Origin of the sequence: Pseudomonas fakonensis (genome assembly GCF_019139895.1) — a bacterium.
In the GTDB taxonomy this organism is placed as follows: domain Bacteria; phylum Pseudomonadota; class Gammaproteobacteria; order Pseudomonadales; family Pseudomonadaceae; genus Aquipseudomonas; species Aquipseudomonas fakonensis.
In genome coordinates, this window is the sequence record NZ_CP077076.1 from 3009158 (window position 1) to 3034504 (window position 25347).

At 66.9% G+C, this 25347-nt stretch carries 18 protein-coding genes; 10 read left to right on the forward strand and 8 right to left on the reverse strand.

The window, feature by feature from the left end; all coding sequences use genetic code 11:
- Window positions 1–32: 32 nt before the first annotated feature.
- Together KSS94_RS13390 and KSS94_RS13395 are read right to left on the reverse strand one after the other, a co-directional pair.
- The gene (locus tag KSS94_RS13390; RefSeq protein WP_217843443.1) at window positions 33–3155 is read right to left on the reverse strand and encodes a multidrug efflux RND transporter permease subunit; all 3123 of its coding nucleotides are present in this window, start codon (window positions 3153–3155) and stop codon (window positions 33–35) included.
- An 11-nt stretch (window positions 3156–3166) separates the two neighbouring features.
- Window positions 3167–4336 (reverse strand): efflux RND transporter periplasmic adaptor subunit, encoded by a 1170-nt coding sequence (locus KSS94_RS13395; protein WP_217843444.1) that lies wholly within the window; start codon window positions 4334–4336, stop codon window positions 3167–3169.
- Window positions 4337–4525: 189 nt separating this feature from the next.
- On the opposite strand from KSS94_RS13395, the gene KSS94_RS13400 reads away from it, so the two are divergent.
- Together KSS94_RS13400 and KSS94_RS13405 are read left to right on the forward strand one after the other, a co-directional pair.
- Entirely contained in the window at window positions 4526–5227 is a 702-nt protein-coding gene (locus tag KSS94_RS13400; protein ID WP_217843445.1) for a response regulator, read from the forward strand.
- A 6-nt stretch (window positions 5228–5233) separates the two neighbouring features.
- Window positions 5234–6535 carry an ATP-binding protein gene (locus KSS94_RS13405; RefSeq protein WP_217843446.1) on the forward strand — a complete coding sequence of 434 codons (1302 nt, stop codon included), beginning with the start codon at window positions 5234–5236 and terminating at the stop codon, window positions 6533–6535.
- Between the two features lie 40 nt (window positions 6536–6575).
- On the opposite strand, the gene KSS94_RS13410 is transcribed toward KSS94_RS13405, so the two are convergent.
- The 4 genes from KSS94_RS13410 to wecB form a co-directional block, all read right to left on the reverse strand.
- Window positions 6576–7667 carry a GGDEF domain-containing protein gene (locus KSS94_RS13410; protein ID WP_217843447.1) on the reverse strand — a complete coding sequence of 364 codons (1092 nt, stop codon included), beginning with the start codon at window positions 7665–7667 and terminating at the stop codon, window positions 6576–6578.
- Between the two features lie 235 nt (window positions 7668–7902).
- Window positions 7903–10896: a phage receptor gene (locus tag KSS94_RS13415; protein ID WP_217843448.1), complete on the reverse strand. Its 2994-nt coding sequence runs from the start codon at window positions 10894–10896 to the stop codon at window positions 7903–7905.
- Window positions 10893–13067, reverse strand: coding sequence for a cyclic di-3',5'-guanylate-activated glycosyltransferase NfrB (gene nfrB, locus KSS94_RS13420; protein WP_217843449.1), 2175 nt, complete (start codon window positions 13065–13067; stop codon window positions 10893–10895). The genes KSS94_RS13415 and nfrB overlap by 4 nt, the downstream gene beginning before the upstream one ends.
- Window positions 13064–14206, reverse strand: a complete 1143-nt coding sequence (gene wecB / locus KSS94_RS13425; protein WP_217843450.1) for a non-hydrolyzing UDP-N-acetylglucosamine 2-epimerase — start codon at window positions 14204–14206, stop codon at window positions 13064–13066. Before wecB ends, nfrB begins: the two co-directional genes overlap by 4 nt.
- Before the next feature lie 228 nt (window positions 14207–14434).
- Between wecB and KSS94_RS13430 the strand changes: the two genes are divergently transcribed.
- From KSS94_RS13430 to yiaY, 3 genes are all read left to right on the forward strand, one after another.
- Window positions 14435–14872: a PACE efflux transporter gene (locus KSS94_RS13430; protein ID WP_217843451.1), complete on the forward strand. Its 438-nt coding sequence runs from the start codon at window positions 14435–14437 to the stop codon at window positions 14870–14872.
- A gap of 183 nt (window positions 14873–15055) precedes the next feature.
- Complete coding sequence (gene ilvA, locus KSS94_RS13435; RefSeq protein WP_217843452.1) at window positions 15056–16615, forward strand: threonine ammonia-lyase, biosynthetic; 1560 nt, start codon at window positions 15056–15058, stop codon at window positions 16613–16615.
- A 181-nt stretch (window positions 16616–16796) separates the two neighbouring features.
- A complete protein-coding gene (gene yiaY / locus KSS94_RS13440; RefSeq protein WP_217843453.1) occupies window positions 16797–17945 on the forward strand; it encodes an L-threonine dehydrogenase in 1149 nt (382 codons plus the stop codon).
- A 203-nt stretch (window positions 17946–18148) separates the two neighbouring features.
- Here yiaY and KSS94_RS13445 read toward each other — a convergent pair whose 3' ends face one another.
- Complete coding sequence (locus KSS94_RS13445; RefSeq protein WP_217843454.1) at window positions 18149–19342, reverse strand: DUF8534 domain-containing protein; 1194 nt, start codon at window positions 19340–19342, stop codon at window positions 18149–18151.
- 64 nt (window positions 19343–19406) lie between these two features.
- Entirely contained in the window at window positions 19407–19874 is a 468-nt protein-coding gene (locus KSS94_RS13450) for a VOC family protein (protein WP_217843455.1), read from the reverse strand.
- Between the two features lie 275 nt (window positions 19875–20149).
- On the opposite strand from KSS94_RS13450, the gene KSS94_RS13455 reads away from it, so the two are divergent.
- The 5 genes from KSS94_RS13455 (at window position 20150) to KSS94_RS13475 (ending at window position 25328) form a co-directional block, all read left to right on the forward strand.
- Window positions 20150–20758, forward strand: a complete 609-nt coding sequence (locus tag KSS94_RS13455) for a transposase (RefSeq protein ID WP_217843588.1) — start codon at window positions 20150–20152, stop codon at window positions 20756–20758.
- Between the two features lie 70 nt (window positions 20759–20828).
- On the forward strand, window positions 20829–22391 hold the full coding sequence (locus KSS94_RS13460; RefSeq protein ID WP_217843456.1) for a ShlB/FhaC/HecB family hemolysin secretion/activation protein: 1563 nt from the start codon (window positions 20829–20831) through the stop codon (window positions 22389–22391).
- A gap of 15 nt (window positions 22392–22406) precedes the next feature.
- A complete protein-coding gene (locus KSS94_RS13465; protein WP_217843457.1) occupies window positions 22407–24212 on the forward strand; it encodes a DUF2341 domain-containing protein in 1806 nt (601 codons plus the stop codon).
- A 10-nt stretch (window positions 24213–24222) separates the two neighbouring features.
- Complete coding sequence (locus tag KSS94_RS13470; protein WP_217843458.1) at window positions 24223–24648, forward strand: ExbD/TolR family protein; 426 nt, start codon at window positions 24223–24225, stop codon at window positions 24646–24648.
- 2 nt (window positions 24649–24650) lie between these two features.
- Window positions 24651–25328 carry an energy transducer TonB family protein gene (locus tag KSS94_RS13475; RefSeq protein ID WP_217843459.1) on the forward strand — a complete coding sequence of 226 codons (678 nt, stop codon included), beginning with the start codon at window positions 24651–24653 and terminating at the stop codon, window positions 25326–25328.
- The last annotated feature ends 19 nt before the right edge of the window (window positions 25329–25347 follow it).

Consider the following 25347-nt stretch of genomic DNA (forward strand, 5'->3'; position numbering starts at 1 on the left):
GAACCCTCTCATTCAACGACGCCGCTGTCCAGTCAGCTATCGCTGGCCAGGTTCTCGGCTTGCTGCCTCTGGCGGCGCCCGGCCAGCTTCATCACCACCACGAAGAACACCGGCACGAACACCACGGCAATGGTCGCGCTGAGCATGCCGCCGATCACCCCGGTACCAATGGCCTGCTGGCTGGCCGAGCTGGCGCCGTTGGCGATGGCCAGCGGCACCACGCCGAGAATGAACGCCAGCGAAGTCATGACGATCGGCCGCAGGCGCAGGCGCGCCGCCTGGATGGCCGCTGCAGTGGCGTCCATGCCGTCATCGACCAGAGCCTTGGCGAACTCGATGATCAGGATGGCGTTCTTCGCCGACAGGCCGATCAGGGTGATCAGGCCAACCTTGAAGAACACATCGTTGGGCAGCCCGCGCAGGGTCACCGCCAGCACTGCGCCCAGCACCCCCAACGGCACCACCAGCAGTACCGCAGTGGGGATCGACCAGCTTTCGTACAGCGCCGCCAGGCACAGGAACACCACCAGCAGCGACAACGCCATCAGCAGTGGGGCCTGGCTGCCGGACAGGCGCTCCTGCAACGACAAACCGGTCCATTCAAGGCCAGCACCGCCTGGCAACTGCGCCACCAGGCGCTCGACCTCGGCCATTGCCTCGCCCGAGCTGTAGCCCGCCGCCGGCTCGCCAGAGATCGACACCGCCGGGTAGCCGTTATAGCGGGTCAGTTGCACCGGGCCCGACTGCCAATGGGCGCTGACGAAGGCGCCCAGCGGTACCATCTTGCCGCTGGCGTTGCGCACGTGAATCTTCAACAGGTCCTCGACCTGGCTGCGCCGCTCGCCCTCGGCCTGCACCACCACCCGCTGCATGCGGCCCTGGTTGGGGAAGTCGTTGACGTAGTTCGAGCCAACTGCCGTGTCCAGCACCGCGCCAATGTCGGCGAACGACACACCCAGCGCATTGGCCTGGCGGCGGTCGACCTCCAGCACCACCTGCGGGCTTTCGGCCAGCGAGGCTTCGCGCACGTTGACCAGCACCTTGCTGTTGCGCGCCTGTTCAAGCAACTGGTCGCGGGCCTGCATCAGCTCGCTGTAGCCCATGCCGCCACGGTCCTGCAGGCGGAACTCAAAGCCGGTGGACTCGCCCAGGCCGTCCACCGGGGGTGGCAAAACGGCAAAGGCGATGGCGTCCTTGAGCCCGCTGAACGCCAGGTTGGCGCGGTCGGCGATGGCCTGGGCGCTGTCGTCGGCGCCGCGCTCGGCCCAGTCCTTCAGCGTGGTGAACGCCAGGGCGGCGTTCTGCCCGCTGCCGGAAAAACTGAAGCCCAGGATCAGCGTGGTGTTGGCCACGCTGGCCTCATCACTGTTATGCGCCTCGATCTGCCGTGCCACCTCGATGGTGCGCGCCTGGCTGGCGCCTGGCGGTAGCTGGATATCAGTGATGGTATAGCCCTGGTCCTCGGTGGGCAGAAACGCCGTAGGCAACTGGCTGAAACCGTAACCCAGCCCCCCCAGCAGCACCGCGTACAGCAGCAGGTAGCGGCCGCTGCGGGCCAGGGCATGGCCGACCCAGCGCTGGTAGCCGTCGCTCATGCGCTCGAAACCGCGGTTGAATGCGCCAAAGAAGCCTTTGCGCCCGTGCTGCTCGCCCTTGGCCACCGGCTTGAGCAGGGTGGCGCACAAGGCCGGGGTCAGGCTCAGGGCGAGGAACGCCGAGAACAGGATCGACACCGCCATCGACACCGAGAACTGCTGGTAGATGACGCCCACCGAGCCCTTCATGAAGGCCATCGGCAGGAATACCGCCACCAGCACCAGGGTGATGCCGATGATCGCGCCGCTGATCTGGCCCATGGCCTTGCGCGTGGCCTGCTTGGGTGGCAGGCCCTCTTCGGCCATGATCCGCTCGACGTTCTCCACCACCACGATGGCATCGTCCACCAGGATGCCGATGGCCAGCACCATGCCGAACAGGGTCAGCACATTGACCGAAAAGCCCAGCGCGCTCATCACCGCCAGGGTGCCCATCAGTGCCACCGGCACTACCAACGTGGGGATCAGGGTGTAGCGCAGGTTCTGCAGGAACAGGAACATCACCGCAAACACCAGCACCATGGCCTCCAGCAGGGTGTTGATCACCTGCTGGATCGACACCTTGACGAACGGCGAGGTGTCGTAGGGGATGTCGATGCGCACGCCTTCGGGGAAGTAGTGCGACAGCTCGTTGAGCTTGGCCTTGACCAGGGCGGCGGTTTCCATGGCGTTGGCCCCGGGCGACAGCTTGACGCTGAAGGCGCTGGTGGCCTTGCCGTTGAGGCGGGTGCCGTACTGGTAGTCCTGGGCGCCGACCTCGACCCGCGCCACATCGCCGACGGTCACGCTGGAGCCATCGGCATTGGCCCGCAGCACGATGGCGGCGAACTCCTCAGGGGTGCTCAGCTGGCCCTTGACCACCACGTTGGCGGTGATCTCCTGGGTGGGCCGGGTCGGCAGGTCGCCGATGCTGCCCGGCGCCACCTGGGCGTTCTGGGCGGCAATCGCCACGGCCACGTCGTTGGGGGTCAGGTTGAAACCCACAAGCCTGGCCGGGTCGATCCAGATACGCATGGCCCGTTCCGAGCCATACAGCTGGGCCTTGCCCACGCCCTTTACCCGGCGAACCTCGTTCATCACGTTGCGCGCGAGGATATCCGACAGGGCGATCTCGTCCAGGCGGCCATCCTCAGAGGTGAGGGTGGCCAGCAGCAGAAAGCCGGTAGACACCTTCTCCACCTGCAAACCCTGTTGGGTGACGGCGCGCGGCAGGCGCGACTCGACCACTTTCAGGCGGTTCTGCACATCGACCTGGGCCAGGTCAGGGTTGGTGCCCGGCTGGAAGCTGGCGGTGATGGTGGCGCTGCCCAGGCTGCTCTGCGACTCGAAGTACAAAAGGTTGTCGGCGCCATTGAGCTCCTGCTCGATGATGCTCACCACGCTTTCGTCCAGGGTCGCAGCCGAAGCGCCCGGGTACACGGCGTAGATCTCCACCTGCGGCGGCGCCACGTCGGGGTACTGGGCCACCGGCAACTGCGGGATCGACAGCCCGCCGAGCAGCAGAATGAACAATGCGACCACCCAGGCGAATACCGGGCGCTCGATGAAAAATTGCGGCATGTATCAGGCCCTCACTGGCCGTGGCGGGCGACCGAGGCGCCCGGTTGTTCGTCGACCTGCACCGGGTCGCCGGCCTTGACGTGCTGCAGGCCCTCGACCACCACTCGCTCACCGGCGGCAAGGCCCTCGCTGACCACCCAGCGGTCGCCCTGGGCGCTGCCCAACTGGACCTGGCGCTCGGCCACCCGCTGCTGCGCGTCGACCACCAGCACCTTGGGCACCCCGGCACTGTCGCGCAGGATGGCCCGCTGCGGCACGCTCAGGCCCTTGGGCTGCACGGCCTGGGCCAGGCGCACGCGCACGTAGCTGCCGGGCAGCAGGTCGAGGTCGGGGTTGGGGAACTCGCTGCGCAGGGTGATCTGGTTGGTGCTCGGGTCGACACTGATATCCGAGAACAGCAGCTTGCCGGGCAGCGGGTAGGCGCTGCCGTCGTCCTGCACCAGGGTGGCCTGGAGCTGGCCGTCGCCGGCCTGTTGCAGCTCGCCGGCACGGATGGCCCGGCGCAAGGCGTTGAGCTCGCGGGTCGATTGGCTGACGTCGGCGTGGATCGGGTTCAGTTGCTGGATGGTTGCCAGCGGTGTGGTTTCGTTCTGGCCCACCAGCGCGCCTTCGGTCACCAGCGCGCGGCCGATGCGCCCGTCAATCGGGGCAGTGACGGTGGCGTAGCCCAGGTTCAGACGGGCGCGTTCGAGCGCGGCCTTGGCCTCGGCCACGGCGGCGTCGGCCTGAAGGAACGCGGCCCGGGCGTTGTCGTATTCCTGGCGGCTGACGGCTTTGTCGTCCACCAGCTCGCGGTAGCGCTGCTCTTGCAGGCGCGCTTGATACAGGGTGGCCTGGGCCTTGGCCAGGGTAGCGCGAGCGCTGTCGAGGTCGGCCTTGAACGGCGCCGGGTCAATCAAGAACAGCACGTCGCCTTGCCTGACGTCGCTGCCTTCGCGGTAGACCCGCTTGAGCACCACCCCGGCCACCCGTGCACGCACCTCGGCGGTGCGCGGGGCGAGCAGGCGGCCACTGAGCTCGGTGCTGATGGCCAGCGGCTGCAGTTGCAGGGTTTCTACCCGCACCTGGGCAGGGGGTTGTTGTTCTGCCTGCTCGGCGGCATCGTCGCAGGCGGCCAGGGGCAGGGTGATCAAGGCCACCAGCGCCACGCGGCGCAGGTGAGGGGGGAGTGTGAAAGGCATGCGGATCTTCCGATGATGACCGGGCGTATGCTACGGCAGGCGGGCCCTTGCGGGCTGTTAGCAGCTGTAGGATGTGTGTGAAAAAGTGTTACGGGCAAGCCTTCGCGCTTGCAGGATTCTATATCCTTTCAACCCTGTGCCAGCCCCATCGCGGGGCAAGGCATCCCATCAACCCTTTGTGTTGCCCCTATGCCCAATATCCTCCTGGTCGAAGACGACAGCGCGCTGTCCGAACTGATCGCCAGCTACCTGCAACGCAATGACTTCCACGTTCGGGTGATCGCCCGTGGCGACCATGTACTGGATGCCTTTCGCCAGGACAAACCGGACCTGGTGATCCTCGACCTGATGCTGCCCGGGCTCGACGGCCTGCAGGTGTGCCGCTTGCTGCGCCAGGCCTCGCAGGGCCTGCCGATTCTCATGCTCACCGCGCGTGACGACAGCCACGACCAGGTGCTGGGGCTGGAGATGGGCGCTGACGACTACGTGACCAAGCCCTGCGAGCCGCGTGTGCTGCTGGCCCGGGTACGCACCCTGCTGCGCCGGAGCAGCATCAACGAGCCGCGCCTGGACACCGCGTTGATCCAGGTGGGCGGGCTGCGCATCGACCTGGCCGAACGGGTGGTCAGCTGGCGCGGCGAGGAAGTGGAGCTGTCCAGCGGCGAGTACAACCTGCTGGTGGTGCTGGCGCGCAATGCCGGCGAAGTGCTGAGCCGCGACCGCATCCTGCAGCAATTGCGCGGCATCGAGTTCAACGGCACCGACCGTTCGGTGGATGTGGCCATTTCCAAGCTGCGGCGCAAGTTCGACGACCACGCCGGCGAAGCGCGCAAGATCAAGACCGTGTGGGGCAAGGGCTACCTGTTCAGCCGTGTCGAGTGGGAGTTCTGAGCGGCCATGCTGAAGATCCTGGTACGCCTTTACCTGGTGATCATCGTCGCCTATGCCGGGGCCTTGCTGTTGATCCCCGACGCCATTGTCGGGGCGTTTCACGAGCGCTTCATGAACTACAACCTCGGCCAGGCCAAGGGCGTGCAGTCGCTGATCGTGCGCCAGTTCCGCCAGGCGCCCAGGGAGCAGTGGCCCGCGGTGGAGCAGGAGCTGGCAGCAACCTTCGCGCCCCTTGAGGTGCGGCTGCTACCCATGGCCGATGCCGATTTGCAGCCAGAAGAGCGTGCGCGCCTGGAACATGGCCTGTACGTGGTGCGCATCGCTGATTGGGGCTACTACGAAACCGTGCTGGCACCACTGGGCGATGGCTTGCTGGTGCGCCTGCATTCACCGCCAGACCCACTGGACATCAACCTGCTGTCGTGGGGCGTGACGGTATTGATCGGCGCGGCCATGCTTGGCTGCCTGCTGCTTTGGGTGTGGCCGCACTGGCGCGACCTGGAGCGCCTGAAGGAGACCGCGCGGCGCCTGGGCCAGGGCAACATGGGCGAGCGCACGCAGATCTCGCCGCGCTCGAACATCGGCGAACTGGCCGGGGTGTTCGATACCATGGCAGGCGACCTGGAGCGCCATGTCAACCAGCAGCGCGAGCTGCTCAATGCGGTGTCCCATGAACTGCGCACACCGCTCACCCGCCTGGATTTCGGCCTGGTGCTGCTGTACGACGAGGTGCCCCAGGCGGCCCGCAAGCGCCTGCTGGAGCTGGTGGGGCATGTGCGCGAGCTGGATGAGCTGGTGCTCGAGCTGCTGTCCTACAGCCGCCTGGAAAACGCCGAGCAGGGCCGCGAGCGGGTCGAGGTGTCGTTGCTGGAGCTGGTCGACAGCGTGCTCGGTGCCTTCGCCGAGGAGCTGGACAGCCGGGGCATCGAGTGGGAGGTGCGCTGCGAGCGCGAGCTGCCGCGCTTTGTCCTCGACCCCCGACTGACTGCCCGTGCGGTGCAGAACCTGGTGCGCAACGCCATGCGCTATTGCGACCAGAGCCTGCTGCTGCGCCTGGGGCTGGAGGAGGGCGGCGCCTGCCTGCTGACGGTGGAGGACGATGGTATTGGCATCCCGGCCGAGGAGCGCGAGCGGGTCTTCCAGCCGTTCTACCGGCTGGACCGCAGCCGTGACCGCAACACTGGTGGCTTTGGCCTGGGGCTTGCGATCAGCCGGCGGGCCATCGAGGGGCAGGGCGGCACCTTGACCGTGACGCAGTCGGCGCTGGGTGGGGCGCAGTTCAGGATTCGTTTGCCTGCGGGTGGGTAGGCAGCCTGTAGCCGGCTTGCCGGCGATGAGGCCGGGCCTGCTAACCGCCAGTTGCCAACCGCGCCGTCCACAGCACAAACCGGTCCTTGCCACTGTGCTTGGCCTCATACAGCGCCTGGTCGGCCCGCACCAGCGCCACGCTCAGGGTATCGCCGCTGTCGACCCGGGCCAGCCCGATGCTCACGGTCACCGGGTAGCGGGCGATGTCTTCGCGCACCCGCTGGCACAAGCCCGCGACCTGCGACTCGACGCCGCCCTGGTCCAGACCGTGGAAGAAGATCGCGAATTCCTCGCCGCCCAGCCGGGCAATCTCGAACGGCCCCATCGCCGCCTTGATATGCGCCGCCACGCGCTTGAGCACCTCGTCGCCGATGTCGTGGCCAAAGCGGTCGTTGACCTGCTTGAAATTGTCGATGTCGATCATCGCCAGGTATTGCCCGGGCGTGGCCCGTTGCAACTGGCGCTCGGCCTTGGCCATGAACGAGCGGCGGTTGGGGATTTCGGTCAGGGCGTCGACATAAGCCTGCTCCAGCAGCACCTTGGTCAGGTAGAAGTTGTGCAGCTTGGCCTGGCGCAGGCGCAGGTAGCTGTAGATCACCAGCCCACTGAGAAACAGCGCATAGCTGAGCAGCATCGCCCCCTCAAGTTCCAGCACCTGCACATGGGTGTGATAGAACGGGCTGAGGGTCAGCCAGGTGATGGCCATGGCGCAGAAGAACGACCAGCGCCGCACCGGCAGCACCGACACGGTGTACAGCACGGTGGACACCCCCAGCACCAGCCACAGCGGGCGGATGGCGATGGGCGTACCCTCGATCACCAGGCGCATGGCCAGGGTAAGCACGGCCACGAACAGCAGGTTGAGCACATCGAAATGGTGGCTTTTGCGGGTAAAACCGAGCACCACGGTGATGCAGCACAACAGGGCGATGAACACCCCCGACAGCCAGGTGAAGTCCTGCTCGCCCAGGTAGCTGACGATCAGGTCGAACACCAGCCAGATGGCGATGCCGATACAGAACACCAGCAGGCAGAAGCGGCGCATGGCTTCGAACTCGTGCTGGCGAAATTCGGCGCGCAGGGCGGCAGGGGCGACCTGCTGGCGGATGTGTTCTTCGAGGGTCTTGTACATGCGCGCTGCCTTGTTTCCTGAACCGCAGATTGTTGAATCTACACGCTCCTACAGGTGCAGCAATGGATTCGGAATTGACGCAGTCCTGTGGGAGCGGGTTTACCCGCGAAAAAGACGACGCGGTGGCTGGCACCGGCTATGCCGGTGTTCGCGGGTAAACCCGCTCCCACAGGGGTCGCGCCAGCTTTTAGCAACTGAGCAAGACAGTTGCTCCTACAATGTCCGTGGCAAGCTGTCAGAACGTCATCTCCACCCCCACCAGCACGCCATTTGCCCGCTCATACAGGTTGCCGCCCAGCGCCTGCTGGTATTCGGCGCGCACCTTCAACGAACCACGGTAGGCGTTGTAGCGGTCGTCGTCGAACCACCATTGCCAACGCACACCAACGCCGGCGCGGGCATCCTGGCGCCAGTCGTTGCTCGGGTCCTGGCTGGAAAACTCGACGAAACCATAGGGCATCAGGGTTTGCGGCGAGCTGCCCGGCAGCTTCCAGGCATGCCCCTGCTGGTAGCGCGACAGCCAGGCGTGGTCGCCGGCACGGGTCCACCAGGCAGCGTCCAGGTACAGGAAGCGCTCGTTCCATTGATCCTCGTCGACGCGCCAGTCGTTGCGCCAGTCGCCCTGGTCGAGGAACGAGGCGGTGGCGCGCAGCAGCAGGTCGTTGCTCGATTCGGCGTGGTGGCGCAGGTCGCCCCAGTTGCCGCCGACCTTGCCCGGGCTCAGCAGCTCGCCCAAGCGCAGGCCGCTGTAATGCTCGCTGTCGACCTGGCGTTGGTGGTACAGCTCGGCGTACAGGTTGAGGTTGGCCTGGCCCAGCGGCTTGTAGCGCAGGCCCACGCCGGTGCCCATGCTTTGCGCGTAGTCGCTGCGGCTCTGGCCACCGAACAAGACCCGGCCATACACCGACAGGGTGCTGCCGTTGCGGCTCGGCTCTTCACCCAAGGCATGGTCCCACATGGCCAGTTGCACGTTCTGCGATTGCGCCCGGCGCGAGCTGCCGCTGCGCGTGCCGTTGTCGAGGAAACGGTCGTTGGTGGAGGTGCCGGCCGGCGACCAAGTGCTGGCCAGGGTCACGCTGTCGCGGCGTGACAGGGTTTCGTGGGCGCGGCGCTGGCGGTACTTGCGCGCCTCGAGGCTGCCGTATTCGTCGCGCTCATCTGCCAGGCCCTGTTCCACGTCGAGCACCCGGCGCAGCTCATGGCGGGCGGCGGCGCTGTCTTCGACTTCGTCGTAACGCAGCGCCAGGGTTTCGCCCAGGCGGTAGTTGTCCGGGAAGTCTTCGGTGGCGCGCTTCAGGTAGGGGATAGAGCGCAGGCGTTCGGCCTTGTCGGCGGAGCTGGCCAGGCGCATGCCGTAGTCGGCGCGGTAGCGGGGCTGGTCGGGCGCCAGGCGCACCGCCTCGGCCAGCCAGGCACTGCTCTGGGCATTGTCGCCGGCCAGTTGCGCGGTGTTGGCAGCGGCGTAGTAGTGCTCGGCGCGCGGGTTGTGGCGCAGGGCTTCACGCTGGTAGGCCAGGGCCTGGGCAGCGTCGCCCCGGGCTTGGGCGATGGCTGCGCCCAATGCCCAGTCGTCGGCGCTCTGGTGCGCGGTGGCGTTCCAGTGGCGCAGGGCGGTGTCGGGCTCGCCGGCATTCAGTGCGCCACGGGCGGCGGTGAGGCGCGCATTGGCGGTCCAGGCGCTGGCCGGCAGGCTGTTCCATACCGGCAAGGCGGCCTGGGAATCGCCTGCCGCTTCCAGCGCGTAGGCCAGGGGCAGGCGGCTGGTGTTGTCGCCCAGGCGCACGGCGCCCTGGTACCAGGTTGCCGCTTGGTCGGGCCTGGCAGGCATGGCGCAGCGGCCAAGGGCGCGATACTGGCCCGCTTCGCTGGGGCTTCCGGGGATCGCCCGGCGCACCGTGTCGCACTGGCCGGCCTCGGCCAGGCGGCCGAGCAGTTGTGCGCGGGTGGCCGGGTCCACCCGCGGGATCAGCGTGAGCATGCGCTGGTCGGCCATGGGGCCGTCGTTTCGGGCATAGAAGTTGCCCAGGCGTTGCAGCAGGGAGGGTGTCAGGTGGCCCTGGTGGCGATCGTAGGCCTGCTCCAGCAGTTGCCGGGCCCGAGCGGGCTGTCCTTGCTCGAGCAGCAGGTAGGTGGCTTGCTCCAAGGCGGCAAGGTCGCCGGTCTGCCGGTAGCGCTGCTGCCACTGCGCCGCCGTGCGCGGTTGCGGCGGGTCGCCGTACAGGCGCTGCCTGAGCACGGCATAGGCGCGGGCGTCTTCGCCCGGCTGGCACTGGCTGAGCTGTTGCCGGGCCAGGTCCGGGGCCTTGTACGACAGCCAGTCGACGGTCTGCAGGCACGGCTGGCCCAGCTCGTTGCTCAGGCGCTGCACCAGTTGCACATCGTCGCCCTGGCGGGCCAGTTCCCACAGTTGCTGGCGTTGGCCGGGCTGTTGCTGCAGCTCGGCAGGCAGGCTTTGCAGCCAGTGTTCGGCCTGGCGGTTCTGGCCCAGGGCGATGGCGCGCTGGGCCATGGCCAGGCGCGCCTGCTCGGCGTCCTGGGGTGAGGGTGCGCTGGGCAACAGCCGTTGCAGGCCAGCCTCATCCGCCTGTTGCACATAGGCAGTGGCCAGGCGCCGCCAGTCCTCGGCGGGCAGTTGGCCCTGGTCGGCCAAGGGTTGTAACTGTTCGATGGTTTCGCCCCAGTTGCGCAGCTGTTCGGCCAGGTTGCCGCGGGCCAGGCGCAGCACCTGGCCGTCGTCGCGCGGCGGCAACTGGTTGAGCCAGTCGAGCGCCCGGCGCGCCCCGCCGAAGCGGGCCAGGCTCAGGCTGTAGGCCTGCCACAGGCGTACCCGCTGGCTGGCCTGGCTGGCGGCCAGCCAGCCTTCGACCTGGCTGGCCGGCGGCGGGTCCTGCTCGATCCAGGCCAGGCGCAGTTCCAGCAGGGCGTCGGCGTGTTCGGGGTTGTCGCCCAGGGCTTCGGCGATGGCCTCGGCTTCCTTGTAGCGGCGCTGGTGGGCCAGGGCCTCGACCAGCAGCTTGCGCGCCTCGTCGTTGTTGGGCACCCGTTCGAGCACATGGCGGGTCAGGCGTTCCACTTCGGCCCAGTTGTTCTGTTGCGCTTCGCGGTAGCCGCGCTCCATGAACGGGTAGCTGGTAAAGCGCTGAAAGCCGGTCATCGGCGCGTTCGGCGCCGCCAGGGCTGCGCCGCACAGCAGCAGGCTGGCGACACTCAGGGTCAGGCGCGGCGTCATGCCACCTCCCGGGTCAGGTCATAGGCGGCCTGCTGTTCGCTGGCCTGCTCGGCGAGGGCCTGTTGCAGCACTGCTTCGTTGATGATGCCGCGGGCGATCAGGTGCTCGCCCAGGCTTTGCTGCTCGGGGTCGAAGTCGATCAGCGCCTGGTTGAACAGTTGCACCGGCACCATGCCGCGTACTTGCAGCAACGCTCCGAGCATCACCTGGTGGGTGCACACCCGCTCCAGCAGCTCGGCGTCGTCCTGGTGGCGTTCCAGCACTTGCAGCATCTGCCGGGTTTCGGGCTTTTGCCAGGGGCTCGGGTAGTGGTAGCGCAAGCCCAGGGTGACCCGTCCTTGTGGCGCCAGTTGCACCCGCACCGGGCGCTTGAGCTGGCGGCTGATCACCCCCAGCGACACCTGGCTGACCGCGCTCTCGCTGGCCAGCACCAGAGTGTCGCCTTCTTCAGCCACCGGCAGCACGCCATAGTGGGTGGCCAGTTTGCGCGGCAGCTGGGCGATCAGGGCAGGGGCGATCTTGAACGGGTTCAAGGGTGCCCAGGGCAGGTCAAGCTGTTCGGCCAAGGCCTCTACCAGCTGTTGGCTGTTAAGCCAGCCACGCAGCAGCAGTTCGCGGCCCAGGCGCCGGCGCACCGGGTTGGTGACCGCCTGTTGCAGCTGGGCTTCGCTGATCAGGCCCTTTTGTACCAGGCGGCTACCCAGTGGGGTGCGCGCCGGGGCACTGATGGCGGGGAATTCGTGGGTGGTCTTGTCCCAGGCCACGCGCCGCGAATCGCCCATTTCCATGACCTGGCGCAGCGCGCGCAGGTTGGCGAAGAAGTTGACGAAGTTGCTCCACATCATCCGTGGGGCCGACAGCAGGCCTTCGAAGATGCCGTAGTAGCGGGTGACGAACCAGGCGCGCTGGAACAGGCGGTTGACCAGCAGCAGGCCGTTGAGCCACAGCAGCACGCTGAGCAGCATGCTGTCGCCGAGGATCGACATGAAACGCCAGCTGTCCGGGGCGATTGCCGTGACCAGCCACATGGCCAGCAGCACCAGCAGCAACAGGTTGACCAAAAAGCTCAGCAAGTAGGCGAACAAGCCGCGCCGGTCGCGCCAGAGGAAGTAGTTGAGTGCCCCGGTGCGGCTCCAGCCAAGGTTGCTGGTGCCCTGGAACACGATACCGACGATCCACCGCGACTTCTGCCGTATGGCGTGCTGCCAGTCCCGCGGAAAGTGCTCGCGCACGCAGATCACCTGGGCAAATTCGCGGCTCATGCCGGGGCGCCAGTCGCGCGCCAGGGCCAGGGCCGGGTCGGTGATGGAGTAGCGGGCGAAGATGCACTTCATGCCTTTTTGCTTGAGGCGAAAACCGATGTCGTAGTCTTCGGTCAGTGACTGCACGTCGAAGGCGATGCCGTCGCCGTCCTCGAGCAGGGCGCTGATCGCCCGGCGGCTGAAGCAGGTACCCACGCCGGCGCTGGGCACCTGGCCGGTGAGGGCCTCGCGAACGATGACGTCCTTGCCGTGGTTTTCGGCGAACTCGTCCACGTAGTGCCCGGCGGTAAAGCCCTGCCACTGCGGCGCGTAGGGGTACACCGGGATCTGGATCATGTCCTTGGCCGGCAGCAGGTAGTTGAACAGGCGCAGTTCCATGGGCGAGATGACGTCTTCGGCGTCATGCAGGATGAACCCTGCGAACTCGATGCCGGCGTCCTGTTGAAAACGCAGGATGGCGTCGATCACGTTGTTCAGGCAGTCGGCCTTGCTGGTGGGGCCGGGGCGGGCGCAGACCACCTTGTGCACGTTGGGGTAGTGCAGGCATACCGCATCGACGTCGGCCTGGGTCTGCGGGTCGTTGGGGTAGGTGCCGACGAAGATCTGGTAGTTCTCGTAGTCGAGGGTGGAGGCGGCCAGGCGCGCCATCTCGCCCACCACGCCTACTTCGTTCCAGGCCGGGACCATGATCGCCAGGGGCTTTTCTGCTGCACCAAACAGCAGTTGCTCGTCGGCCCGCTGGTACTTGTCGTACACCCGCAGCCTGCGGTAGAGCTTGCGCAGCCAGTAGACGATGTCGATGAACAGGTCGTCCAGGCCCAGCAGGAACATCAGGCTGGCCAGCACGATTGCCAGCAGTTTCAGGCCATACAGCACATAGGTGATGAAGTCGATGAAGGCCAGGCTCATGGGTTGGCCCGCTCGGCGAACCAGCGGGTCAGGCGCTCGGCGATGCGTTCGCTGGCGTGGCCGTCACCGAACGGGGTGAATACCCGTGCCATGCGCGCGTAGGCCGCCGGGTCGTCGAGCAGTTCGCTGGCCTGCTCGACGATGCGCGCGGTGTCGGTGCCCACCAGCTTGACCGTACCGCCCTTGAGCACCGCCGGGCGCTCGGTGACCTTGCGCAGCACCAGCACCGGTTTGCCCAGGGCCGGGGCTTCTTCCTGCACGCCGCCGGAGTCGGTGAGGATCAGGTAGGCGCGGTTCATCAGCCAGACGAAGTGCGGGTAGTCCTGGGGCGGTACCAGGTGCACGTTGTCGCGCCCCGACAGCACGCCATACACCGCCTGCTGTACCACCGGGTTGAGGTGCACCGGGTAGACGAACTGCACCTGCGGGTAGCGTTCTGCGAGCAGGGCCAGGGCCTTGCAGATGCGTTCGAACCCTGGGCCGAAGTTTTCCCGGCGGTGGCCGGTGACCAGCACCATGCGCTGCTCGCCGCGCAGCATGTTCAGCGGTGAATCGGCGGCGGGCTGCCAGTGCTGTTCGGCCAGGTGGTCGCGCATCCACAGCAGGGCGTCGATCACCGTGTTGCCGGTGACTTCGATGTGCTCCGGCGGCACCCCTTCGCGGATCAGGTTGGCGTCGGAGTCGCGAGTGGGGGTGAAGTGCAGGTCGGCGAGCACCCCGGTCAGGCGCCGGTTGGCCTCCTCGGGCCAGGGCTGCTGCAGGTTGCCGGTACGCAGCCCGGCTTCGACATGGCCGATGGGGATGTGCCGCTGAAAGGCGGCCAGGCTTGCGATGAAGCTGGTGGTGGTGTCGCCGTGCACCAGCACGATTTCAGGGCGGACCTGCTCGTAGGCCTGGTCGAGTTTGTCCAGCAGGTCGCGGGCCAGGCCGTTGAGGGTCTGGTTCTGGGTCATCACCTGCAGGTCCTGGTCGACTGCCAGGCCAAAGGCGGTCAGCACCTGCTGGAGCATTTCGCGGTGCTGGCCGGTGGAGCAGATATGCAGGTCGACCCCGGGCCAGGCACGCAGTACGCGGGCCAGTGGGGCCATCTTGATGGCCTCGGGGCGGGTGCCGAATACCATCATGACGGTATGGGCCATGGTGAAGTTCCTCGTTCGATTCCCTGGACGAAGTCGTCGACAAGTGCCGCATGCAGATCAAAGATACAAGCAGCCGATCGTGGGGTTGTCCAACCTGCAAGGCAGAGACCACAAACCCTGTAGGAGCGGCCTTGTGTCGCCAATGGGGCGCGCAACAAGGCCACGTCGGCCTTTCGCTTGGCGCACGCTTCGCGTAATTTTGCAGGCCGTTCAATCATGGAGCTGCACATGCAAGGCAAGGCCCGCAAGGTCGTCCAGGCCATCCTCTACGAAACCATCGCCGTGGCCTGCGTGGCGCCGGCCCTGGAGCTGGCGTTCGGCGCCGGCATGGGGCAGTCGACGGTGCTGTCGATACTGATGTCGGCCATCGCCATGAGCTGGAACATGGCCTTCAACTGGGCCTTCGAGCGCTGGGAAGCGCGCCAGCCGCAGCGCAGCCGCACCTTCCTGCGCCGCCTGCTGCACGCGCTGGGCTTCGAGGGCGGGCTGGTGCTGATTTTGCTGCCGCTGGTGGCCGGGTGGCTGGGGATCAGCCTGTGGGCGGCGCTGGTCACCAACCTTGCGCTGTTCGTGTTCTTCTTCGTCTACGCCTTCGTGTTCCAGTGGGGCTTCGACAAGGTGTTCGATGTGCCGCTGTCGGCGCAGGAAGCCGGTAAAGGGTGTTGACTTCCTACAAGAGCGCAGGATAACTTCCCGGCCTATGAACACATTCCCGCACGTTAACGTCGCCATTATCATTACCGCCATTATCGGTTTGGCGGGCTAGCGCGTACGTGCACCGAACCCGCCCTGGAGGCGGGTTTCTTCTCTCTGACTCCTGGGCAAAACGACGAAAACCAGGAGTCATCGATGACCAGTCTGAGCCACCCGCGTACCGCCACCACGCCCCAGCAACTGCTGTCCGAGCAGGTGCGGCGCATTTTGTCTGCGCCGGTGTACGACCTGGCCATCGAAACCCCGCTGCAGCCGGCCCCGGCGCTGTCTGCCGCGCTTGGCAACCCGGTGCTGCTCAAGCGCGAAGACCTGCAACCCACCTTCTCGTTCAAGATCCGCGGTGCCTACACCCGTCTGTCGCGGCTGAGCAGCGCCCAGCGCGAGCGCGGGGTAATCACTGCCTCAGCCGGCAACCACGCCCAGGGCGTCGCCCTGGCGGCGCGCCACTTAGGTATCTGCGCCACCATCGTCATGCCCACCACCACGCCGTCGCTCAAGGTCGAGGGCGTGCGTTCGCGTGGCGGCAATGTGGTGCTGCACGGCGAGAGCTTCCCCCATGCCCTGGCCCATGCGCTGGCCCTGGCCGACCGCGACGGCGCCACGTTCGTGCCGCCTTACGACGACCCGGACGTGATCTCGGGGCAGGGCACCGTGGCCATGGAAATCCTGCGCCAGCACCCAGGCCCGTTGCACGCGATCTTCGTGCCGGTGGGCGGCGGCGGCCTGGTGGCCGGCATCGCCGCCTACGTGAAGTACCTGCGCCCCGAGGTGAAGGTAATCGGCGTCGAACCCGAAGACTCCAACTGCCTGCAGGCGGCCATGGCCGCCGGTGAACGGGTGATCTTGCCGCAGGTCGGCACCTTCGCCGACGGCGTGGCGGTGGCGCAGGTCGGCGCCCATTGCTTCGAGCTGTGCCGGCATTTTGTCGACGAGGTGATCACCGTCAGCAGTGACGAGCTGTGTGCGGCGATCAAGGACATCTACGACGACACCCGCTCGATCACCGAGCCGTCCGGTGCGCTGGCGGTGGCCGGGATCAAGAAGTACGTGGCCCGCGAGGGCGTGCAGGGCCAGGCCATGGTGGCCATCGACTCCGGTGCCAACGTCAACTTCGACCGCCTGCGCCATGTGGCCGAGCGCGCCGAGCTGGGCGAGCAGCGCGAGGCGATCATCGCCGTGACCATCCCCGAGCAGCCGGGCAGCTTTCGCGCCTTTTGCCAGGCCCTGGGCAAGCGCCAGATCACCGAGTTCAACTACCGCTACTACCCGGGCAAGGAGGCGCGGCTGTTCGTCGGTGTGCAGACCCACCCGCAGCACGACCCGCGCGGCCGGCTGCTGGCCAGCCTGGGCGAGCAGGGCTACCAGGTGCTGGACCTGACCGACAACGAGCTGGCCAAGCTGCACGTGCGCCATACCGTGGGCGGGCACGCCGCGCCGGGGGCCAACGAGCGGGTGCTGCGCTTCGAGTTCCCCGAGCGTCCTGGCGCGCTGCTGGGCTTCCTCGAGCGGTTGGGCAAGCGTTGGAACATCAGCCTGTTCCACTACCGCAACCACGGCGCGGCCGAGGCGCGGGTGTTCGCCGCGCTGGAGGTGCCGGACGACGAGCTGGCCGGGCTGCCCCAGGCGCTGCAAGCGATGGGCTACCGCTACTGGGACGAGACCGACAACCCCGCCTACCGCCTGTTCCTCGGCTGACGCGTACCCTGTAGGAGCCGGCTTGCCGGCGATGAGGCCTGGCCTGGTGTGAAAAGGCTGCCGGCCCTATCGCCGGCAAGCCGGCTCCTGCAGGTGCGTGTGGGTTTGTCCTGGATCAATGCCCTGCGGCCATTTGCGGCACATGCTCGAAGGCATACCGACAGCCTGAGAGGACCCGCCCATGAGCAGCACCTTCTTCATTCCCGCCGTCAACATCATGGGCATCGACTGCCTGGACGAGGCGATGACGGCGATTGCCGGCTATGGCCTGCGCAAGGCGTTGATCGTCACCGACCAGGGCCTGGTCCGGGCCGGGGTGGCCGAGCGCATCGCCGGCCTGCTGGCCGCGCGCGATATCGATTCGGTGGTGTTCGACGGCGCCAAGCCCAACCCGAGCATCGCCAACGTCGAGGCGGGCCTGGCCATGCTCAAGGCGCAGCAGTGCGACTGCGTGGTCTCGCTGGGTGGCGGCTCGCCCCATGACTGCGCCAAGGGCATCGCCCTGTGCGCTACCAACGGCGGGCATATCAGCGACTACGAGGGCGTCGACCGCTCAGCCAAGCCGCAGCTGCCGCTGATTGCCATCAACACCACCGCCGGCACCGCCAGCGAGATGACCCGCTTTTGCATCATCACCGACGAGGCGCGCCACGTGAAAATGGCCATCGTCGACCGCAACGTCACGCCGATATTGTCGGTCAACGACCCGGCGCTGATGGTGGGCATGCCCAAGTCGCTGACTGCCGCTACCGGCATGGACGCCCTGACCCACGCCATCGAAGCCTTTGTCTCGACCGCCGCCACGCCGATTACCGACGCCTGTGCGCTAAAGGCCATCAGCCTGATCAGTGCCAACCTGCGCCAGGCGGTGGCCGACGGCAACGACCTGCAGGCGCGGGAGAACATGGCCTATGCACAGTTCCTCGCCGGCATGGCGTTCAACAATGCCTCGCTGGGTTACGTGCATGCCATGGCCCACCAGCTGGGTGGCTACTACGACCTGCCCCACGGGGTGTGCAACGCGGTGCTGCTGCCCCATGTGCAGCGCTTCAATGCCCGGGTCAGCGCGGCGCGCCTGCGTGATGTGGCCAAGGCCATGGGCGTGAAGGTGTGCGCGCTGGATGCCGAGCAGGGCGCCGGGGCGGCGATTTCGGCCATCGAGCACCTGGCGGTGGCGGTGGGCATTCCGGCAGGGTTGGCCGAGCTTGGGGCGAAGGTTGAAGACGTGCCGGTGCTGGCGGCCAATGCGCTGAAGGATGCCTGTGGCCTGACCAACCCGCGGGTCGCCAGCCAGGCGGAGATCGAGGCGATCTTCAAGGCTGCGTTCTGAGGCCAAAGCTCATGCGATCCCTTTAGGCGATCACCCAGCCCTGTGGGAAGCGGCCTTGTGTCGCGACGGGCTGCGCAGCAGCCCCGGCAATTTCGCATGATGCAAAAATCCTGGGGCTGCTGCGCAGCCCATCTCGACCGGACGGCGCCCCGGCAAGGCCGCTTCCCACAGGGAACGCGCGGGCTTTTAGCTCCGCGAGGCTATCAGCGCTCGCGCATGAAGAACCCGGCCACATACTTGCGGAAGGTTTCCAGGCTCTTGAAGTCGGCGTAGCGCTTGAAATTCTCGGTTTCAGGCTCCGGACCGATCGGCTGCTCCAGCAACGACACCGACAGCACGCGGTCACCGTCCGAGGTAAGCACCAGCTCGTCCATCACCTGGCCCCCGATCACCGGGCGGCGCATCAGCACCTTCACGCCCTTGCCGGCCATCCAGTCGATCAGCGACACCAGCGCCTTGAGCGGTTCGCGCTCCTCGTCGCGGTACACCGGAAACAGGTGCGCGCGCGACAGCACCGGCACGCTGGCGACATGGATCAGTTCATAGAAATGGCTGCCGGCGGTGGCCGGCGAGTACAGCGCCAGGGCCAGCAAGGGGCCTGCGGTGCGGTTGCCGCCCCAATACTGGTGGTGGCCCTGGAAGTCGAAACCGTCATCGCCACGGGCGGTCAGCACCTTGCGCCCCTTGACCTGCTCGATGCAGTCGAGCAACAGGCCGTGGCGGCGGTGGTTGCCGAACAGCGTGGCATCGCGCAGGCGGGACTTGAGCATCATCATGTGCTTCATGTCCAGGCGGGTTTCCAGGTAGTTGCTGGCCGGCACCCGCTCCAGCAGCGGGTAGCGGCCGGCCACGCCGCGCAGCTCGGCAAACTGGGCGGTGAGGTCCTTTTTCAGGTGGGTGGCGTAGACATTCAGCCCGCTGGCCTCGATCCAGGTCAGCAGCAGCGACAACAGGCGCTGCTGGTCGCGGCGCTCGCCAGGGTCGCGGCTGGTGGCTGCGGTTTCGCCGTCGTTGGCGCGGCGGTAGTCGCCGATCAGGCGCAGCGGCGCATCGGGGGCCAGCCATGCGGCGGGTTGGGTGACCTCGCTGCTGCGCTCGCCGGCTTCGCGTTCATCCTTGCTGAACGGGCAGCCTGCGGCGTGCTCGGGGGTTTCGGGGTTGTTACGCAGGAACAGCGTGCCGGTATTGCCGTTGAGCGAGATATTCAGCACCGGCAAGGCGTCCTTGCGGCAATCACAGGCCAGCCACTGGTTGGCACCGCGCACTTTCATCAGCCACTGGTTGGCCTGCAGCAGGCGCGGGCCGGCCAGGGCGCCGGTGGCGAAGGCGGCCAGCAGTTCTTCCTCGGCCGGCGTCAGGCTGCGCACCTGCCCGCCGGTTTTTTCGATGATACGCATTGAGAAGCAGCTCCAAGCTACGAGCTGCAAGCTTCAAGCAAAGTGCGGCGGCTTTCAACCTTGCTCAGCTGCCGGCGAACATCTTCGCGGCGCGGGCGCGGATTTCGTCCGGGGTCAGGTCCTCCTTGTGGGTGGAGACGAACCACAGGTTGTTGAACGGGTCCTTCAGGGTGCCGCTGCGGTCGCCGTAGAACTGGTCCTTCGGTTCGCTGACCTGCGTGGCGCCGGCTGCGAGGGCCTGGGCGTAGACCTTGTCGCAGTCCTCGACGTACAGGTGCAGGCCGACGGCAGGGTGCTCGATGTTCTGGCTGGCCTTCAGGCTGCCTTCCATGTCGCAGGGGTCGCCGAGCATCAACGAGGAGTCGCCGATTCTCAATTCTGCGTGGCCGACGCGCCCGTCAGGGCCCTCGAGGCGGAACATTTCAGTGGCGCCGAAGGCTTTCTTGTAGAACTCGATGGCCTGGGCGGCGTCGCGGATGCCCAGGTAGGGGGTAATGCTGTGCTGGCCTTCGGGGATGGGTTTGGCTGACATGGTGGTTTTCTCCGTTGCACGGGTAGGGCTGCTGGTGAATCACAGTCGCCCAGGCGGCGGGAAAATCGACACAGGCATTAGAACGATTGCCTATATGGACGCGGGTTGGCTGTGCTTTGGGCGGCGTTCCCCAGGGCCGCGCGGATGAACCTTTCGTGACAAAACGTCGGTAGCAAAGCGCCACCTCCGTCAAGCCAAGGACACGGACGAAGCGTCTGCCCAACGGGGCCATGACGCCTCGCAGGAGCAGGCCGGGGAGTGGGGCGATGGGATCTATGGAACGCTACAGCAAAGTAGGCATGCAGGAGCTCGACCAGCGCCTGGCGAAAATCGTCGAGGCTGCGCGCAAGCAGCCCGTCTCGGTGTACCGCTACGGCGCCCCCTGGGTGTGGATCGTCTCCCAGGAAGACTGGCAGGGCGCCCTGCGCGAAGTGGCCAGTTGCGTGCCCCCCGGGCATTCATTGGCACTGCTGCGCCCGCGCATCGAGGAGCTGTTGCGTGAGCACCAAGGGCCCCTGGCGCAGCTTGCCGAACAGCAGGGCATGACCATCGCCCCGCCCACCCTCATGCACGTACTGCTGCTGCAGCTGCTGTATTCGGTACCCAGCGAAAAGCAGCTCTACGAGCAACTCAACTACAACCTGCTGTTCCGTTGGTTCGTCGGCCTGGAACTCAAGTCGCGGTTGTGGAACTTCAGCCTGTTCAGCCACGACCTCGGTGTGCTGCTGGGCAGCGCCATGGCGGTTTCGCTGCTGCAGCGCATGGTCGATGAAGTGCTCAACGCCAGCCTGCAGGCCATGCCCGAGTTCAGCCTCAACCTGGCCTTGCTGCACAGCTGGCTGGCGCGACACCCGGGGCAGGCCACGCCTGACCACCACCAGTAACCAACAACAACCAAACGAATTCCTGGCTCTTCAAGGGGGCGGTGTGGAGCATTTGTTCAAGCGATGCGGCATGGGCGCAGGGGCACTGCTGTGCCTGCTGTCGGCCACGGTGGCCGCGGACGAGGCGGCGGGTACGCCCGAGCGCCGGGTCGAAATCAGCGAATACGTGGTGCGCGGCAACAGCGTACTCGACGCCCAGGCCATCGAAGAGGCGGTGTACCCGTACCTGGGCCCCGACAAAACCCTGGCCGACCTCGAAGGCGCCCGCGAAGCGCTGCAAAAGAGTTACCAGGACCGTGGCTACCAGTCGGTGTACGTCGAGCTGCCCGAGCAGAAGGTCGAAGGCGGGGTGGTCTACCTGCAAGTGACCGAAACCAAGGTCGGCCGGGTGCGGGTGGTTGGCGCCAAGCACTACTCGCCGCTGGAGATCCGCGAGCAGGTGCCGGCGCTGGAGGAGGGCAAGGTGCCCGACTTCGAGCAGGTGCAGCAGGAGCTGGCAAGCCTCAACCGCACGGACAACCGGCAGGTGGTGCCGGTGGTGCGCGAAGGCCGCAGGCCTGGAACCATGGACGTCGACCTGCAGGTGGAAGACAAGCAGCCCTGGACCCTGACCATGGGCCTGAACAACGAGCACAGCGCCGACACCGAGTCGCTGCGTAGCAGCGTGAGCCTGGGCTACAACAACCTCTGGCAGGCCGGCCACAGTGCCTCGCTGACCTGGGACACCGCGCCTGAGAACCGCGACAACTCCGAAGTGTGGTCAGTGGCCTACGTGGCGCCGCTGAGTGAGCGCTGGACCTTGCAGTTCAGCGGTTATCAGTCCGACAGCGACGTCGGCACCGTGGGCGGCACCAACGTGCTGGGCAAGGGCCACTCCTATGGCGTGTCTGCCATCTACAACCTGCCGGGCGTCGGTGCCTGGGCCCAGTCGCTGTCGATGGGCGTGGACGTGAAGAACTTCGACGAGAAGGTGCTGTTCGGCATGACCGGCGACGAGGCGCCGCTCAAGTACGTGCCCTTCACCCTGGGCTACAGCGGCTATCGCTACACCGAGCACGACCAGCTCAGCCTCGGCCTGAGCCTGGTGGTCAATACCCGCAGGGTTTTTGGCTACGGCAGCGACGATGTCGACTTCGCCTACAAACGCTACCTCGCCGACCCCAGCTTCGCCGTGCTCAAGGGTGATGGCGAATACAGCTTCGATTTTGCCGGCAGTTGGCAAAGCGCGTCGAAACTGGCCTTCCAGCTGGCCACCGGGCCGCTGGTTTCCAATGAACAGATCACCGCCGGCGGGGTTGGCACCGTGCGCGGCTACCTGAGCGCCGAGCAAAGCGGCGACGACGGCGTGGTGCTGTCCCAGGAACTGCGCACGCCGTCGCTGGGCCGCTACGTGGGCAGCTACATCAAGGACTGGCGCTTCTACGCCTTCGCCGAAGGCGCCCATCTGCGCCTGCAGGACCCGCTGCCCGAGCAGCAGGACAACTTCACCCTGGCCAGTGTCGGCATCGGCACCCGCGCCACGCTCAACGACTGGCTGTCCGGCACCCTTGACTGGGCCGTGCCGCTCAAGGATGGCGGCGAAACCAAGAAAAACGACCCCCGTGTGCACTTCAGCGTGCAGGCCACCTTTTAACCCTGGAGACCTCCCATGCAACGCCTGATATTGACCCTGCTGATCTGCCTGGGCTTCGCCCTGCCAGGCAGCGCCAGTGCCTGGTGGCAGGACGACTGGATGTACCGCAAGCAGATCGCCGTCGACACCACCCCGCAAGGCGCCGGCCTGACCCAGGCGTTGGGCCGCACCGCGCTGCTGGTGCGCCTGCACACTGGCAACTTCACCTTTGACGGGGTCAGTGACAGCGGGGCAGACATCCGCTTCGTCAGCGCTGACGACAAGACCGTGCTCAACCACCACATCGAGCAGTTCGACCCGCTGATGGGCATGGCGCTGATCTGGGTCGACGTGCCGCGCATCGAGCCCGGCCAGCGCCAGGACCTGTGGATGTACTATGGCAACCCCAAGGCCCAGGCCCCAAGTGGCCAGCCGAGCTTTGACGCCGACTACACCGCGCTGTACCACTTCGATGGCGCCGCGCCCCATGACGCCAGCCCCTACGGCAATGCGCTGCAGGGCCAGGCGGTGGGCGTGGACGGAGTGATCGGCCGGGCCATCCAGCTCGGCGGCCAGCCGCTGCAACTGCCGGCCAGTGCCTCGCTGCAACTGCCTGCTGGTGGCGCGTTCACCTTCAGCACCTGGCTGCGCCAGGACCAGGGGGTGGGCGAGCAGTTGCTGCTGGCCCGCCGCGAAGGCAGCCACAGCCTGCTGCTGGGCCTGGCCCAGGGTGTGCCCTTCGTCGAGGTCGACGGCCTGCGCGCCGCCGCCACGCAACCTGTGGCTGCCGGGCAATGGCAACACCTGGCGTTGATCGGCGAGGGCGGCGCCTTGAGTGTGCTGCTCGAAGGCCAGCCGGTCGCGCGGCTGGCGGCGAGCCCCACAGCCTTCAGTGGCGCCGTTGGCATTGCCGGCGACCTGCCGTCGACCGAGAACGAGCCGGCCAGCAGTTATGCGCCGTTCGTGGGGGCGCTGGACGAGCTGCGTATTTCCCGCGTGGCCCGCAGCCAGGCCAGCCTGCAGGCTGACGTGCTGGCCCAGGGCGCCGAGTCGCGGCTGGTGGTTTATGGCGTAGACGAAGAACAATCGGGCTTCGGCTTCGGCGGCCTGGGCTTTTTGCTCAAGGCGGTACCGGTCGATGCCTGGGTGATCATCGCCGTGCTGGTGCTGATGATGGTGCAATCGTGGGTGATCATGCTGCGCAAACAGCGCACCCTGAACCGCGTCAGCGCCGCCAACGGGTCGTTCCGTGAGCAGTTCGCCACGGTCGGCACGCGCCTTGAGCAGTTCGCCGACAACCCCGACCTGCACCAGCGCCTGGGGGACTCGCCGCTGTGGCGCCTGTACCTGGTGGCGGTGCAGGAAATCCGCACCCGCCGCGCCCAGGGCGCCGACACCACGGCGGTTTCGGCTGCCACCATCGAAGCCATCCGCTGTTCCATGGACGGCGTGCGCACCCGTGAAAACCAGGCGTTGTCGTCCAAGCTCTCGACCCTGTCCAACGCCATTGCCGGCGGCCCGTACATCGGCCTGCTGGGCACCGTGCTGGGTATCATGGTGGTGTTCCTCGGCACCGCCATGGCCGGTGACGTCAACATCAACGCCATCGCCCCGGGCATGGCCGCAGCGCTGCTGGCCACCGCCATGGGCCTGTTCGTCGCCATCCCGGCACTGTTCGGCTACAACCGCCTGACCACCCGCAACCGCGAGGTGGGTGCCGACATGCGCGTGTTCGTCGACGAGTTCATCACCCGCCTGGCCGAACTGCATGGCGAGGGCCAGGCCGGCGAGGCCACGCAGCGCCCGGCCGGGCGCAACCTCAACCCGTCGGTTCCGGCGTGAGGGCGCAGCCATGGCATCCGTGAACAACGCCCATGATGACGACGCCGACGCGGCAGTCGACAGCATCAACATTACCCCATTGGTGGATGTGCTCATGGTGGTGCTGGTGATGTTCATCCTCACCGCCACCGCCCAGGTGTCGGGCATTCAGGTGCAGTTGCCCAAGGCCAGTGCCTCGGTGTCGCTGGCCCAGCCCAAGACCAAGGCCATCTCCATCAACGACGCCGGCCAGGTGTTCCTCGACGCCTACCCGGTGACCCTGCAGGAGCTGGAGGACCGCCTGCGCAGCGAGAAAGCCCGCAACCTGGACTTTCCGCTGATCGTGCGCGGCGATGCCGGGGTGCAATACCAGAAAGTGGTCGAGGTGCTCGACCTGCTGCGCCGCCTTGAACTGGCCCAGGTCGGGCTGGTCACCGGCAAGCCGAACCAGGGGTGAGCATGCACAGCACAACCAACCCCCGCCGGCTGTTGACCTGGGCCGTGCTCGCTATTGCCGGCGTCGGCCTGGCCTGGCTGCTGTGGCAGTGGGCCAACGACATGGCCGGGGTGCGCCGCGAGGCGCCCAAGGTGCCGGCGATCATCCCGCTGCCGCCACCGCCGCCACCGCCTCCGGAGCCGCCGAAGGAACCCGAACCGCCGGTGGAAGAGAAAATCGCCGAGCCTGAGCCGGAGCCCATCCCGGAGGCCGAGGACATCAAGCCCGCCGAAGACGCCCCGGACCCGGCCCAAGACCTGGCCGACCCGATGCAGATGGACGGCGACGCGCAGTCTGGCAGCGACAGTTTCAACGTCGGCGCCGGCAAGGGCGGCGGCATGGCCGGCGGTGGCGGCGGCGGGTTCGGCAAGGGCACCTACGGCCAGTACCTGGGCTCGGCGTTCCAGCGTGTGCTGCGCGAGACCCCTGAACTGCGCGACCTGAGCTTCAGGGCGCAAGCCAACGTGTGGCTGAGCACCAGCGGCGAGATCACCCGCGTGGAGCTGGCCAGCAGCAGCGGCGACCCCGAAACCGACGCCAAGCTGCTGGCTGCCCTGCGCGGTGCCGGGGTGCTGGACCAGCGCCCACCGGCCGGCCTGACGCTGCCGGTGAAGATCGGCCTGCAGGGGCGCCGCGGATGAATAACGAAGCACGACTGAC

Bases quoted from the DNA above. Each gene is read 5' to 3' on its own strand.
- KSS94_RS13390 (WP_217843443.1), bottom strand. From the start codon at position 3,155: ATGCCGCAATTTTTCATCGAGCGCCCGGTATTCGCCTGGGTGGTCGCA.
- KSS94_RS13395 (WP_217843444.1), bottom strand. From the start codon at position 4,336: ATGCCTTTCACACTCCCCCCTCACCTGCGCCGCGTGGCGCTGGTGGCC.
- KSS94_RS13400 (WP_217843445.1), top strand. From the start codon at position 4,526: ATGCCCAATATCCTCCTGGTCGAAGACGACAGCGCGCTGTCCGAACTG.
- KSS94_RS13405 (WP_217843446.1), top strand. From the start codon at position 5,234: ATGCTGAAGATCCTGGTACGCCTTTACCTGGTGATCATCGTCGCCTAT.
- KSS94_RS13410 (WP_217843447.1), bottom strand. From the start codon at position 7,667: ATGTACAAGACCCTCGAAGAACACATCCGCCAGCAGGTCGCCCCTGCC.
- KSS94_RS13415 (WP_217843448.1), bottom strand. From the start codon at position 10,896: ATGACGCCGCGCCTGACCCTGAGTGTCGCCAGCCTGCTGCTGTGCGGC.
- nfrB (WP_217843449.1), bottom strand. From the start codon at position 13,067: ATGAGCCTGGCCTTCATCGACTTCATCACCTATGTGCTGTATGGCCTG.
- wecB (WP_217843450.1), bottom strand. From the start codon at position 14,206: ATGGCCCATACCGTCATGATGGTATTCGGCACCCGCCCCGAGGCCATC.
- KSS94_RS13430 (WP_217843451.1), top strand. From the start codon at position 14,435: ATGCAAGGCAAGGCCCGCAAGGTCGTCCAGGCCATCCTCTACGAAACC.
- ilvA (WP_217843452.1), top strand. From the start codon at position 15,056: ATGACCAGTCTGAGCCACCCGCGTACCGCCACCACGCCCCAGCAACTG.
- yiaY (WP_217843453.1), top strand. From the start codon at position 16,797: ATGAGCAGCACCTTCTTCATTCCCGCCGTCAACATCATGGGCATCGAC.
- KSS94_RS13445 (WP_217843454.1), bottom strand. From the start codon at position 19,342: ATGCGTATCATCGAAAAAACCGGCGGGCAGGTGCGCAGCCTGACGCCG.
- KSS94_RS13450 (WP_217843455.1), bottom strand. From the start codon at position 19,874: ATGTCAGCCAAACCCATCCCCGAAGGCCAGCACAGCATTACCCCCTAC.
- KSS94_RS13455 (WP_217843588.1), top strand. From the start codon at position 20,150: ATGGAACGCTACAGCAAAGTAGGCATGCAGGAGCTCGACCAGCGCCTG.
- KSS94_RS13460 (WP_217843456.1), top strand. From the start codon at position 20,829: ATGGGCGCAGGGGCACTGCTGTGCCTGCTGTCGGCCACGGTGGCCGCG.
- KSS94_RS13465 (WP_217843457.1), top strand. From the start codon at position 22,407: ATGCAACGCCTGATATTGACCCTGCTGATCTGCCTGGGCTTCGCCCTG.
- KSS94_RS13470 (WP_217843458.1), top strand. From the start codon at position 24,223: ATGGCATCCGTGAACAACGCCCATGATGACGACGCCGACGCGGCAGTC.
- KSS94_RS13475 (WP_217843459.1), top strand. From the start codon at position 24,651: ATGCACAGCACAACCAACCCCCGCCGGCTGTTGACCTGGGCCGTGCTC.